Annotated in this window: 8 protein-coding genes; 6 read left to right on the top strand and 2 right to left on the bottom strand. The window is 42.0% G+C overall.

Translation table 11 applies throughout. The features are described from left to right. From ACJAT7_RS14450 to ACJAT7_RS14425, 6 genes are all read left to right on the top strand, one after another. The coding region (locus tag ACJAT7_RS14450; protein ID WP_415227507.1) for a P1 family peptidase at positions 1–1,891 on the top strand (1,891 nt) is incomplete at its 5' end. Beyond that, positions 1,878–2,888 (top strand): histone deacetylase family protein, encoded by a 1,011-nt coding sequence (locus tag ACJAT7_RS14445; RefSeq protein WP_415227506.1) that lies wholly within the window; start codon positions 1,878–1,880, stop codon positions 2,886–2,888. The genes ACJAT7_RS14450 and ACJAT7_RS14445, both read left to right, overlap by 14 nt. Before the next feature lie 181 nt (positions 2,889–3,069). After that, positions 3,070–4,377: a lysine 2,3-aminomutase gene (gene ablA, locus ACJAT7_RS14440; protein ID WP_415227505.1), complete on the top strand. Its 1,308-nt coding sequence runs from the start codon at positions 3,070–3,072 to the stop codon at positions 4,375–4,377. Continuing rightward, positions 4,377–5,222 carry a putative beta-lysine N-acetyltransferase gene (gene ablB / locus ACJAT7_RS14435; protein WP_415227504.1) on the top strand — a complete coding sequence of 282 codons (846 nt, stop codon included), beginning with the start codon at positions 4,377–4,379 and terminating at the stop codon, positions 5,220–5,222. Before ablA ends, ablB begins: the two co-directional genes overlap by 1 nt. A 208-nt stretch (positions 5,223–5,430) precedes the next feature. Next, positions 5,431–6,057 carry a DUF1287 domain-containing protein gene (locus ACJAT7_RS14430; protein ID WP_415227503.1) on the top strand — a complete coding sequence of 209 codons (627 nt, stop codon included), beginning with the start codon at positions 5,431–5,433 and terminating at the stop codon, positions 6,055–6,057. 4 nt (positions 6,058–6,061) lie between these two features. After that, a complete protein-coding gene (locus ACJAT7_RS14425; RefSeq protein WP_415227502.1) occupies positions 6,062–6,613 on the top strand; it encodes a hypothetical protein in 552 nt (183 codons plus the stop codon). Positions 6,614–7,046: 433 nt separating this feature from the next. Here the strand turns inward: ACJAT7_RS14425 and pbpC are convergent, their stop codons facing one another. Beyond that, positions 7,047–9,224 (bottom strand): penicillin-binding protein 1C, encoded by a 2,178-nt coding sequence (gene pbpC / locus ACJAT7_RS14420; protein ID WP_415227501.1) that lies wholly within the window; start codon positions 9,222–9,224, stop codon positions 7,047–7,049. 8 nt (positions 9,225–9,232) lie between these two features. Then, complete coding sequence (locus ACJAT7_RS14415; RefSeq protein WP_415227500.1) at positions 9,233–13,720, bottom strand: alpha-2-macroglobulin family protein; 4,488 nt, start codon at positions 13,718–13,720, stop codon at positions 9,233–9,235. Positions 13,721–14,249 lie beyond the last annotated feature (529 nt).

Here is a 14,249-nt window from a genome sequence, read left to right as displayed (position 1 = left end):
GTTCACTGGCGGAAACGCGTCATTGCTTCATCTTAATCTTGATAAGCATCTTGCTAAAACCGTCTTGGCATCGCACGGAATCAATATCCCCAAAGGTGTTTTGATTACCGCTAAGGAAAAAAATCTACCCGATAATTTACAATACCCTCTAATAATCAAGCCGAATTATGAGGGATCAAGTAAAGGTATTACACAGGATTCAGTTGTTGAATCACGTGATCAGGCCCAGAAAAGAATAAATCAATTATTAGGGCATTATCCCGCAGGTCTTGTTGTTGAAGAATTTATTGAAGGCCGAGAACTCAGTCTTCCCTTCCTTGAAAGCTTTCCGGGTAAATTGCTTGATATCGTTGAACACACTTTTGACATGGACAAGATCGACGGCAAATACAATGTCTATGATTACGATATGAAACAAGGAGGAGAAGCAGCAAAATCAGTTAAGGTTGTTTGCCCTGCTATTCTTAACTCTCAGGAGAAAACAGCGGTTATAAAAATGGCCCGTGCGGTTTTCGATATCATGTCCTGCCCTGATTTTGGCCGGGTAGATATTCGATTACATACAAACGGACAACCTTATTTTATTGAACTTAATCCGTTGCCAAGTTTTCATCCAAATGCATCCCTTATCACGTCAGCCAAATCGTGCGGACTCGAATCCAGAGATGTTATGCGCTTGATCATTCGCTCTGCCGCACGCCGATACGGCTTGGCGATCAGATCGGTGAAGCAGCCCAAAAAAGGTAAAATAACATCCGGTATCTCACGACCTACCGCCAGAGAACTGGGGATCCAAATCGGTTGGATGCGCCCTGGAATTCATAATGCAATCACAGATATTAAGGGGGTTCGTGTTGGCCACTTTTCTCGGATAGAAGATGGCGTTCCAATTCCCGGAGGGACTGGGAGCAGCTGCATACGTACTGGTGTTACAGCAATTATGCCCGCTGCAGGGCAGGCTTATGCCAATCGGATTGTAGCCGGTGGCTTTATCCTCAACGGTGTTGGAGAGATGGCGGGACTTACCCAAGTGATGGAAACAGGTTGGCTGGAAACACCCATTCTTCTCACCAATTCGCATTCAGTTGGTCGGGTACATGATGCTGTTGTCAATAAAATGGTTAAAAATCACCCTCTTCTTGGAACCGAAACCGATGTGGTTCTACCTGTAGTTGGCGAAGCCGATGATTCTTTTCTAAACGATATCAGAGTTGGAACTTGTTCAGCACAAGACACCGTTAAGGCCATAAAGGCGGCATCATCTGGACCGGTAATGCAAGGCTCGGTTGGGGCTGGCACAGGGATGACAACGTTTGACTTTGCCGGAGGAATAGGTACGTCTTCGCGAATATTAGACCTTCCTGGAAACGATACATTTACAGTTGGCGTGCTTGTACTTTCAAACTTTGGCAAGATGCGTAATCTTACCGTAGATGGGGCGGTTGTTGGCAGACAACTGAATGAGGAGTTCGATACGGCAGGACGTCGGGAGGTGTCAGAGGGATCAATTATCGTTGTGGTTGCCACCGATCTGCCACTTATTACCAGTCAACTTAATCGTGTAGCCAAACGGGCTGCTCTTGGTCTTGGCCGAACAGGATCTTATGCTGCCTCAACCAGTGGTGAAATCATAATTGCTTTCAGCACTGGTAACCGTAAGCCTCGGAAGCCCGCCACAAGCAGTAATTTTTTAACTTTAAAATGTGTTTCCGATGCTCATATAAACGTGATTTATGAAGCAGTAATTGAAGCAACTGAAGAGGCCGTATTAAATGCAATGTTCTGCTCGAATGGCATGAATGGACGTGAGCAACGCTGGTGCCCGCCAGTTCCACACGAGCGCATCATCGAACTATTGAAAAATGGAAGAACAATCCATGAAAGTAATTGAGAAATATAACGACAGTGAGCACAATCCATATTGGAAGTATCAACTTGGACCGGATGCGTACGAAGTAAAAGATACGCCCCAACGTGTTGCAGCCATAAAGAAATCCCTTCACGCCGATCAACAATTTGAATTTATGACGGCAAAGTCTTTTCCGGAAAGGCTGATCACCCGACTGCATCCCTATCACGATTATATTAAGAACACCGCATTAAGTTTACAAAACGATGATCAGGAGTTTTATCCCGATCTTTTCCCTGGCGAGGGCGCCCATCGCAGAAAAAGATCTGATTCACCACTGTGGGGCGGAATCTGGTGTACCGATGCAGTTACACCCATTAAAAGAAAAACCTATGAAGTTGCGCGTGCCTCTGCTGAAACGGCATTAACCGGCGCTGAATTAATCCGTGATGGCCATGAAAAAACCGTATATGCCCTGTGCCGACCCTCCGGGCATCATGCCGGCCCTCGTGTATTTGGCGGTTATTGCTACTTTAATAATGTAGCAATCGCGGCCGAGTATTTATTACCTGAAGGTAAAGTTGCGATTGTAGATATAGATTATCATCATGGAAACGGAACACAGGAGTTTTTTGATGAGATAAAGTCTGTATTTACTGCTTCTATTCATGGTGATCCTGATGATGAATACCCCTACTTTTGGGGCTATGCCGACGAAAAAGGCCAAGGTCAGGCTATTGGTACCAATCATAATGAACCTTTGCCTAAGGGGACTCAATTGGAACAATACAGCAAGGCTTTAGATCGCATCCTTAATAAAGTGCGTGAGTTTAATCCTGCATACCTTATTATTGCCGCAGGTTTCGATACCCATGAGGCTGATCCTATTGGTGGTTTCAAGCTTCGCACGGAAGATTACTTTGCAATGGGTAAACAGTTTCAGTCTCTGGGAATACCCACATTAGTATGCCAGGAAGGTGGCTACAATATTGATGTTTTAGGTGAATGTGTGAAGAATTTCCTTCTTGGGTTGAGATAAAACAAATGCTACTGATGAAAGAAAAAACAGAGCGGCAAAGGGTTCACTTCACAGGTAGCATCGCATCGATCTCTAGATGAGTAAAAATCAAGCATAATAAACCACTGCACTGGATTTTTACTGCGCCGCGCGCCGTAAAAACCAGTGGGCTCAATCGTTAGCTAGGAAAAGGAAAAAGTAAATGATGATTTTTACCGAGCAGCAACAGGATATGGCTAAAAAAATTGATTCTGACGTTTCCATTTCCAACTGGGGCGATTGGAAATGGCAGATGAAACATCGCATCACGGCATTGGATGATCTGGTTAAACTACTTAATGTGAACTTTACAGAAAAAAAGAAAGCGCAAATTGAAAAAACGATAGGGAAGTTTCCACTGTCGATCACGCCATACTACCTGTCACTGATTGACGCAGATAACGTTGAGAATGATCCGGTTTTCTTACAGTCAGTTCCATCTGTACAGGAACTTATCATTTCGAATGCAGATATGTCAGATCCTCTGCATGAAGACGAAGACAGCCCTGTCCCAGGAATTACTCACAGATACCCAGATAGAGTACTTTTTCTGGTGAGCAATATGTGTGCGATGTATTGTCGTCATTGCACAAGAAAACGAAAAGTTGGCGACAAAGATAATATTCCATCAAGAGAGCTTATTGATGCCGGGTTGGACTATATTCGAAAAACGCCAGTGATCCGGGATGTACTATTGAGCGGGGGAGATCCGTTCCTGCTATCCGATAAGCATTTGGATTACATTCTGACAGAGCTTAGAAATATAGAACATGTCGAAGTGATTCGTATTGGAACCCGAACACCTGTTGTATTGCCTTCCCGCATAACAGATAGCTTGGTTGCAATGCTTAAGAAACATCACCCTCTCTGGATCAACACCCATTTCAATCATCCCCGAGAACTTACGACTTCGGCAAGAATGGCGCTTGCAAAATTGGCTGATGCCGGAATTCCTTTAGGAAATCAGAGCGTGCTGCTTGCGCGCATAAATGACTGCCCGAAAATAATGCGTTCATTAGTACATAAACTGGTTGCCAACCGGGTGCGGCCCTATTATTTATACCAGTGTGACCTTTCTGAGGGGCTGAGTCATTTCAGAACACCTGTTGGCACAGGTATTGAAATTATCGAAAGCCTGATAGGGCATACAAGCGGCTTTTGTGTCCCAACTTATGTGATCGATGCGCCTGGTGGCGGGGGTAAAATTCCGGTCATGCCGAATTATCTCATTTCCTGGTCAGCCAACAAGGTGGTCTTGAGGAATTATGAAGGGGTTATTACCACCTACAAGGAGCCAGATAACTACGAATCGCCTTGTTGCGATCGCAACTGTGAACCCTGTAAACTGCAACTTTCTCCGGGCGAGGCTACTGAATACAAATCGATAGGAATCGAGAAGCTCCTATCAGATCATGATGAAACGATTACACTTGTCCCCGAAGGGAACGAACGAATCAGGAAGCGAGATTAATGGATTCTAAAGATATCATTGAGAATTTCGAAGGAAGCGTGATTCAGCACGGCCGCTATAATGATCGCATCTATCTGATTAAATTAGCCTCTGAAGCACCCGCAACCACTCCATGCAACCTAATTGATTTGGCAATAAAAAACAATTATTCAAAAATATTTGCCAAAGTCCCCGAATGCCACTCGGAGATGTTTTTCGCCGCAGGTTTTGAGGAAGAGGCACGTATACCTGCGTTCTATGACGGCAAAATAACGGCTGTGTTTATAGGATTCTACCTAAACGCTGAACGTGCCGAAGAGCCTGACCTTGGCAGAATGGATGAAATCCTCAATATGGCTCTTGAAAAACAAGCGGGCAAATCTAAATGCTATCTGAATAATGATGTTACCTTACGAATTTGTAATGAAGCGGATGTAGTTACTATGGCTGCTCTTTATAAAAGCACATTTAAATCCTACCCTTTCCCGATAGATAATCCTGCATATATTCTAAAAACAATGAAAAGTCATGTTGATTATTTTGGGATAGAAGTGAATGGTCAACTTGTCGCTGTTTCATCGGCAGAAATGGATAAACAATCTTCCAATGCTGAAATGACCGATTTTGCCACACTCCCGGAATGGCGAGGTAATGGATTCGCTCAATCTCTTCTTTTTGAAATGGAAAACGCCATGAAGAAAAAAGGGATCAAAACTTTATATACAATCGCCCGTGCGATGTCTGCTGGAATGAATCAGACGTTTAGCAAGGCAGGTTACCGATTTGGCGGAAGGCTAAAAAACAACACAAATATTTCCGGAAACATTGAGAGCATGAATGTGTGGTATAAACATTTAATTGGCTAACAACCACTTGCACAGTATTGCTATTTTCTCTATTGATTTCTCTGTTTTAAAAATCATAGATTTGCCTTTATTTAATTCCCCTAAAAAGGTTTGGTTGCCCTGCGTTTTGCTCTATTTAAGTAAAGATAAGCACAAGTTGTGCTTTGATAACCCGTTTAACAGTGATGCTAAATATAACTGTTTACGTATAAACTATTAGGTCTTTAGTATGAATGAATTACCACATTGCAAATATATAATTAAGCAGTTATTTTTTTTGGTTATTACTGCCAGCTTGTCATTGCCTAGTTATGCGCAACCATTCGCTGCTAACTTAGCGCAAGCTGCATTAGCTCGCACAGAACATCAGGTTAGGTATGACGCGGCATATATCAAACTCGTCTACCCAAATGGTGATGTGCCTAGTAATACTGGGGTATGTACAGATGTCATTATTCGCAGCTACCGGCAGTTAGGCATCGATTTACAACAATTAGTGCACGAAGATATGAGTAAACATTTCGACCAATATCCTTCCAAGCGAATATGGGGATTAAATAAACCCGATAGCAATATTGATCATCGTCGTGTGCCAAATTTGAAGACCTATTTCAGACGATTTGGGCAGTCATTAACTATTTCCTATCAACCTCAAGACTATAAAATGGGCGAGATTGTTACTTGGATATTACCTGGTAATTTACCTCATATCGGTATTGTGGTTAGCAATGTTAGTAAAGAAAACTATGGGCCGCTGATCGTTCACAATATGGGGGCCGGGCCGCAATTAGACGAGATGTTATTTGATTTTAAAATCACCGGCCATTATCGCTTCTCTTCTGAGGTTAAGGATTAACAGTATGCTTTATCGATTTATTTATTTTGCGCTGTTTTTATTGATGGGACCTAACTTAGCTTATGCTGAAATTAACCCGGATAAAGCATTCGCCTTTCAAAAACTGCAGCAAGCGACGACAGCCTATGGGGAAAAACATGATTTGTGCAATCAGCAAAAGCAGGATAATAAGCTGACGGCAGAAACACAGGAAATGTTGCAAGCATTATCAGAAGAAACGTTACGCAAGGGGATGATTTATCTTTCTGAAAAGGCATTTAATCGCTGTTTACAACCAGAGCGGGGCCAGCTTGCAGAGCGTTTATTGCAAATTCAATCATGGCCTGAGGATAAAAAACAGATATTTGATAACCTTATGTTAATTACAATGAATGCGACAAGGAAGTTGGTTTTTGACATTTCAAGGATTAACACTGAAGTTGTTTTTTACCAACTGCCAGTTCAACAGCAACAAAAATTACTGGCGATCTCTGCAATGCAAACCCCCTTTGATATGCTTGCATATTGGGAAGCGAGTTCACGTATTGGTCAGCAGTACCTTAGCAATGAAAAATAAACTCATATCAGCTATTGTCACTGTTTTAGTGTTTATTTTTTTGTCGTTAATCAATCCTAAAATCAGTGATTTGCTATTAAGTTTAGTGATAATTTTGCTTAGTTTCCTTACAATTTTTCTTACTCTTTCACTCATTAAAGATACGATAAATAAACAACTCAAACCTGCCACTCAAACTGTACGGCAGCTAGTATTGATGCTGATTTTTTCAATCTGTTTGAGCGGGGCTATGGCTTACTTTTCCTACTATCTTATTGAGAATTCAGCTTTTGAAATAATGTGTAAAATCTCACCTTGTCAAATAGGCCCTTACGGTTGGTCTGTTGCACTCTTATCGATATCGATTAGTTGCTTATTTTTTATTATGACAGGTTTGTTTGTGCGCAGATTAGTTAACAAGTGCCACTATTGATGGGCTTGCCAAATAGGTAATTTAATGCGCATAAATCTCTATTCGTTCGCACTGTGTTAAGCGACAGGCGGTGATTTTTATTGGCGAGTTATAAGCGGATAGTTGTAATTGTTTATGCTGATATAACTGCCCATTGATATACCAATTCACCTGTTCGGGATGATTTACTTTTAAGTCAATCATATCAACCTGCTCAGTAAAAAAATGTTGCTGGTGGTGGGGCCGTAAAATTTTCAGAGGCGTTGAGTTATTGACCGGCTCTTGCTGCATACCTTCTGGCAACAGATCATCTCGATTAAAACGCTTTAACCAATTACTTAATGCATGCGGGCGCTGATGATTTAATACAAAAGTGCCATCGGACTCTAACGTTGCAGGGGTTAAACCGTTAATGGTCAAGGCTGTCAATTTGCGTGTTTCACATAAGGGGGCAGGGGTTAATGACACGGATATGCCTCCGGGCCAACAAATTGTTTTATCAACCACTTGCAGTGGTTTTTCGATCTGCTGTTGATCGTTATCGAGTAGATCAAACAGATCAAACATTAAAGGTGCTGCTGTTGACGCGCCTAATTGGCCAACTGATGGCGCGCCATCGGGTCTGCCAATCCAAACACCAACGCTATAATCAGGGCTTACTCCGATTGCCCAAGTATCCCGGTAACCGTAACTGGTGCCCGTTTTCCACGCTATTTTACGACGAAATTTAGCAACACTGCGATCCGGTGGTGGATTGCTTTGTAATAAATCAAAGATTATCCAATTTGCTGCGCTGGAAAGCAAAGCAGGGCGCAATTGGATTTTTTCATTTTGTTTAAAGCGCAAACTGTGAATCTGGCCATCATTAGCTAATGCACTGTATAGCGTCACTAAATCCACTAACGAAATGCCCGTTCCGCCTAATCCTATACTTAGATTCGCTTTTATATTATTAGCCTGCGTTAAAGAGACCCCTGATTGTGCCATTTTTTTAGTAAAAAACTGTGGGGTAAGGGCATTGAATACCTGTATTAAGGGGATATTTAACGAGCGATGTAAAGCGTCTTTTAAGCTAATATTGCCGGCATAACGGCCGTTTAAATTTTTGGGTTTGTAACCGGAAAATACCGAGGGGATATCGGACAGCAGCGACTCGCTGTGAATCAAACCTTGGTCTAATGCCATGCCATAAATAAAGGGTTTTAAGGTTGAGCCAGGGGAGCGTATTGCATCTGCCATATCAACATAGGCAAAGCGGGCATTGTCGGTAAAATCAATAGAGCCTTGATAAGCAATCACAGTATGGTCGCTATTTCTCACCACCATTACCGCACTGGATACTTTAGCGGGTAGTTGGCTTTTAAGGCGTAACAGCGTGGTTTTTATTTTACGTTGCAGGCGGCTGTCAATATAGGTTTGTATGACGTGTTGACTGGGATTTTTTTGTTTAAGTGCGCGCGATAAAAGCGGCGTAAAAACCGCTTGGTTATAACGCTCTGTTGGAATAGGGTAACTGCTGTAATGCAAATAGGCTTGTTCATTGAGCTTGCCTCGCAGGACTAAACGTTTTAATACTTTATTACGCATCGCTTGCGCGAGTGCATTATTGCGATCCGGGCGGTAAGCGGTGGGGCGTTGTGGTAATACCACTAATAATGCGGCTTCAGCGAGGTTAAGTTCCTTTGAGGATTTATTGAGATAAAGCCTTGCTGCCGCTTCAACACCCTCTATATTACTACCAAAAGGGGCGAAATTTAGGTAAAGCGAGAGGATCTCTTTCTTGCTATAGGTGAGTTCTAACTGTAAGGCTCGAAACAGCTGTTTTAACTTGCCGAATAGAGAACGCTGGTGCGGATCCACTAAACGCGCCACTTGCATGGTCAGTGTTGAACCGCCAGAAATAACTTTTCCATTAACTAACCACTGCCAAGCCGCCCGCAGATAGGAGATCGGATTAAATCCAAAATGGTGGTAAAAGAAACGGTCTTCGTAGGTGATTAACGTCTCAATATAGAGCGGAGAAATCTCTTCACTTGCCACAGTAAAGCGGTGAATTCCTTGTGAATCGGCAAAACTACGTAATATTTCCCCCTGTTTATCAAGAATAACCGTCGAACCCTTTTTAGCGTTTAAGTCTGGTAAAGGAAAGGTTATGTTGAATATAAAAAAAAGGCACATTATGGTTATCAATAAACCACCCGTGCCTTTTATGAGTTTCATTTTAGCCATTATTTAAAGTAATTTTTAATCTGTTGCATAATAGACACTTCTTCTTCAATCACGGTTAATACTTGTTGTTTGGGGTAATTGTCTTCACCAATAATCAATGGCTGTTCACTGTGCAGTTTAAGTACATTTTTGTAGGGTCTGTACATCACCTCTAAATAACTTGGCGGTTGTCTGTAACGCCCCGGTGCTTCAGCACGTAAGCTATAGGTCACTATATTACGTTGGCCTTTTTGGATATCACCCGAGGCGATAAAACGATCATTTCTATATTCACGGTAGTTCAGTGCCGCATCGGGATATGAATGTAAAACGTTGCCTTGATAAGGCATATTTTGGTGTTCTAACGCATTGCCCAAATTAGGATTTTCTAAGATAAACCCTGCTGGAATTAACTCAACTAACAGAGCTCCTTCGAGGTTTTCCTGCGCGTTAATATCAACGACTACCACAAAACGGTCACCGACTTTGATTGGCGCGCCAATATATTCGCGTCCATCGGGGTAGAATAGTTGACGATTAAAAGTGCTTAGTTGCAGTTGATTCACTGAGGAGACTAATTTTTTCGGTCTGCCCTGTGCAATCACTTGTACGTAAAGTGGTGCATCGGAGAGGTTGGTTATCTCACTGCCCGGTAAAATATTTTGAGAGATAGCCCCTTTCTTGGTCAATAGCTGACCATTAACTTCTACACTTAACTGTTTTTGTGATAACTGCTGTGTCACTAACCCCGCTTTTAATAATGCCGCGTTTTCCTGAGTGCTAAACCAATGCTGTGTTTGTGATTGTGCAATCAGCAACTCAATGTTTTGGAATAGTTGTAAATCTACATCGAGTTTTAATTTATCTTTAAAGTCATTTAACATCGATACCATTAAAGCGCGATCTCGTACATCACTACCGTAATCTGACAGGTAATTGTCACTACGTTTGATGCTTGGAATCTTTGCTAATAACAGATCTCGTTTTTTCTGATCGCCATTTAAATGAAACGCATAAGCCATTTGCATCGCAGCCAGCGGGGTTACCCAACCCGAAGCTTGACCTCTATCATAGATCTTCTTCAGATCTCCCCAATGTGTTTTTCCTTGCTGAGCGAGTAAATAAGCGGCATAAGTACGAGCCACAAAGGCGGCTTCGCTGGACGTATTGAGATCGTTTAATACCTGCGCATTCTTAACATAATCACTTAAACGCGCTTGTGCATTGTTGAGTAAGTTTTGGTCAACGAGTCCCGGGAATGATTGCTCAGCGGTTAATAAAAATTCGCTAATATAAACACTTAACCAAGCTCGTTCAGCACCGTCTGCTCCCCATAAACCAAAACCACCGTAGGGGTTTTGAAAGCTGCTAATCCGACGTATAGATTGATTTAATAACGCTCGCTCCGGTGAATCATTAGTTGCTAAACCGCGTTGTTGATAGATGACTTGTTTAAGGGCAGATAACTCCGGCTCATCAATTAAATAGGGGAAAGCACGGCTGGTGGTTTGCTCTGCACAGCCGTAAGGGTAACTAAATAATTGTTGCGCATGTTGCATCATATTGATTTGTGGCGCGCCACTTAAGCGAACTTTACCTGCATTTTTTGGATCATAGTTTAAGCCGTTCCATAACTCGTCACTGACCGTATAACTTTCTCCTTTTTTAAGGACTTTAATTAGGCGTTTAGTGACGATTGCACTGACCGGACGCACTGGAATAGTCCAGCTGCGCTTAATATCAATATCAGCACTGCTGACACTTAAATCAACAGATGTGCTGCCTTGAGGTAGGGTATCTGAGAGTGAAATTTGTAGCGGTAATGAAAAACGCTGCCCATCGGTAAGTGTGATGGATCTTGTCAGCTGGTCGGCATTAATAATAGTAATGCCCTCAGCCACTGCCATATCGATGCTTAATTGCTGAGTTTTACCGCTGTTATTAAATAACGACATATGTACTGTGCTGATATCACCAGGCGCAAGAAAGCGTGGCACTGCAAGTTCAGCAATCACCGGTGCTGCAATTTTCTGGGAAGCAACTGTTTGACCAAACTCATTGGCACTAAAGGTAGTTGCAATCACTTGCGCCTCACCGTTGTAATCCGGTAATGTTAATTGCACTAGCGCATCCCCGGCGTCATCAAACTGTACTGGCTCACTCATTAATATAATGGTTTTACTTTCCACTAAATCAGCACCGCGGCGATTAGGTGACACATCATCACCACCAAAACGAGGGGTTGCAAAAGGATTTGGCCTCAGATCAAATAACCGTGAATAAAGATCAACTACATCAGTGCTATAACGGCGCTGGCCAAAGAAAAAGTTAGCCGGATTAGTTGCTTGATAACCACTGATGTTGATAATTCCTTTGTCAACCATTGATAAAGTAACCCAGGTATCCTGATCTGATTTGTTAGTCAAACTAACGGGGATATTCACCGTCGTGAGCGGTTCAAATTTTTCTGGCAGAGTAAGTTTGAGATCTAACGTTCGCTCGCTTCTATCTAGCTTAATATGTTTCACACCAAATAATCGTTTTGGTATCCCTTGTTTATCATTGCCAGTCACCACCGCGGAAAGATAGATGTCATGGCGTAACCAACCCGGATCAATATTAATGGTTTGCGACTGCTGTTGTTTTGCATCGCTACTGAGATTTTTTGACCATAATACTTTGTCACTTTCAACGGTTAAGTAAACATGGCCTGCAATAGGGGATGTAAATGTCAGTTGCAATGAATCGCCATTTTGATAAAGAGATTTATCTAATTGCATATCAAGGTGTTCGGGTTTAGCCGGCATCTGCTCGCGGCTGTTTCTCCATCCTGCATAAAAATCGATTACTGTTTCACTTTTAGACTGTTTTTCAGTCGCAACAATACGGTATTGCCCCCAAGTTACATCAAGGTCAAATGGACTGGCAACAGTGCTTGTAGTGACTGTTTTATCGCTAATTTTTAACCATTGCGGTTGTGAATGCTGTGTCCAGCCACTGCCATCTTCATAACTCCAATAATAGTTGCCTTGGTTCTTATATAAGCTCAGTTGTACTTCTCCCTCAATGGCGGTATCTCCCTGTGCATTTAATAATAACAACTCAAAATTTGCCTTAGACATATAACCAACAGAGTCTTGTAAAGCACGAATAGCGGCGATAGGTTTGTTATTCCAACTGATAAAATCAAGCGTTTTTTGTGCGCCTGTTGCGCCATCTTCCATTAGATCTAAATTAGCACGTACGGCAACGGGGCTTTTAATCTCCTGAGTTGGTGCGGGAATTAATAGTTCGCCTTTACCTTCGTTATCAAGTTTGTAGGGGCTTAAGCTTAAATAGGATTCATTAAGGTGAAAGGGTTGCCCTACTTGGTAGTCTTTATATTTTCCTGCAAAGTGTTGCACTTGTGTATAAGTCAGCTGGCTATTAACTTGATTACCATCCGCTTTTGCACCAAACAGGTAACGTCCCGTTAATGCTACGTGTAATGATTGATTCGGGGCGATCACCTGTTGTGGCGCATCGATTAACAATTCCATACGTTCAGGCACAAACTCTTGTACTTGAAAGGTTAACTGACTCAGTGCATTGTTGGCTTTTGGATCTGTGCGCACTTCGATACGCCAATTGCCTAATGCGGCATCGTCAGAAAGGTTCAGCATTTCATGATAATAACCCGCCAAGCTTGATGTTAGGTTTTTTTGGTAAGCGAGTTGATTATCGGGTTTGATGATCCGCAGGTTAATCGGCTGTTCGCTTAATAGCTGTCCATCTGCATCGCGTAATAAGATATTAATTGGCAGTTGTTCACCGGGTTTAACCAGATCTCGGTTGCTGTAGATAAAGGCTTCTTGTGGTTGAAAGTTTTTGCCTGCCACTGCAAATTCGGAGAGATCCAGCGGCACCTCTTTGAAGGATAAAATCGCCATCTCATTATCAGATTCAACGAGCAGTACGGTGTCATTGCTTGCTTTAATATTTAATTGTGCGCGGCCATTCTCAACTACTACCGCATCAATTAACTCACCGTTGTTATACGCTTTGACTAGCCCTTTTTTAACGGGCAAGCCATTATCTAATGTCGACACTAAAAGATGTACCGATTGTTTAAACCATTTTGCTTGTATACCAATATTAGTGAGTAAAAAATGGCTGGTTTTTACATTGTATGCACTGTAATCATTAACAGGATTCAGTAATGCAACATACCACCCCGAGGGTAAATTTTTCGGTAAATTTAGTTTACTCGCTATCTCTACATTATCCTTGGCACTTGGTAATAAATAACGCTCTAGCGTAATGCTCTGTAAGCTATTTTTCACTTGTTGCAAATCCCATTCGGAGAGTTGCCCTGTGTAATATTGTTGCAGCAAAAATTGCTCAGGTTTTTGCACCTTTAAAATTTCTAAATCGACCTCTTTTAAATTAATAGAGGTGACAGGTAAAGCGCGCTCACTTTTAGGCACAATAGGGCCTTGACCAACAAAATTGATATTTGCTGGCTGCATTTTAGTGCTGCTTTCGGCTAAACAGCTGATGCTATAAACCAAGCAAAAAAGGAGAGAAAATAATCGAGAAAGCTTGTTAAATATCATTGCGTTAACCTATCGTCAGGGGGATTTTTTCATAAGATTATAAGGTAAGATTAACTAATAATATACTGACGTATACCACTCTTGGTGATTGGCTCACATTAACCTCTATTTATTATCAAAAAGCATTACTTGTAATGTTTGTCAGGAAAATGATTTTAACAATCGATAGATTCACAACAGGGGAACGATTAAAAATCTATTTTCCCTTGGGCCGCTTCAGGACGCGCAGTCGTAGGTGCTAATGCAGCTGAACTGTTAGGTACAATCGGCTTGGCAATTGAGAGGGGCTGTGATGCTGAAGATATAACCCTATACGCATCCAACAGCGCATAAATCAGCAAAGGGCGTTTTTTATGTGATTAATTTATCCTTCACCTGTTTAACTCCAAGCCTGTAGACAGTTCGCTGTGAATGTTCTGCCTTTTGCTAGAACGTCAAATAA

The sequence above is a fragment of the Psychromonas sp. genome, assembly GCF_047632995.1.
Lineage (GTDB): Bacteria > Pseudomonadota > Gammaproteobacteria > Enterobacterales > Psychromonadaceae > Psychromonas.
Note: the sequence above shows the minus strand (reverse complement) of the source record. Positions and strands in the feature narration are given on the sequence as shown.

Bases quoted from the DNA above. Each gene is read 5' to 3' on its own strand.
- ACJAT7_RS14445 (WP_415227506.1), top strand. From the start codon at position 1,878: ATGAAAGTAATTGAGAAATATAACGACAGTGAGCACAATCCATATTGG.
- ablA (WP_415227505.1), top strand. From the start codon at position 3,070: ATGATGATTTTTACCGAGCAGCAACAGGATATGGCTAAAAAAATTGAT.
- ablB (WP_415227504.1), top strand. From the start codon at position 4,377: ATGGATTCTAAAGATATCATTGAGAATTTCGAAGGAAGCGTGATTCAG.
- ACJAT7_RS14430 (WP_415227503.1), top strand. From the start codon at position 5,431: ATGAATGAATTACCACATTGCAAATATATAATTAAGCAGTTATTTTTT.
- ACJAT7_RS14425 (WP_415227502.1), top strand. From the start codon at position 6,062: ATGCTTTATCGATTTATTTATTTTGCGCTGTTTTTATTGATGGGACCT.
- pbpC (WP_415227501.1), bottom strand. From the start codon at position 9,224: ATGAAACTCATAAAAGGCACGGGTGGTTTATTGATAACCATAATGTGC.
- ACJAT7_RS14415 (WP_415227500.1), bottom strand. From the start codon at position 13,720: ATGCAGCCAGCAAATATCAATTTTGTTGGTCAAGGCCCTATTGTGCCT.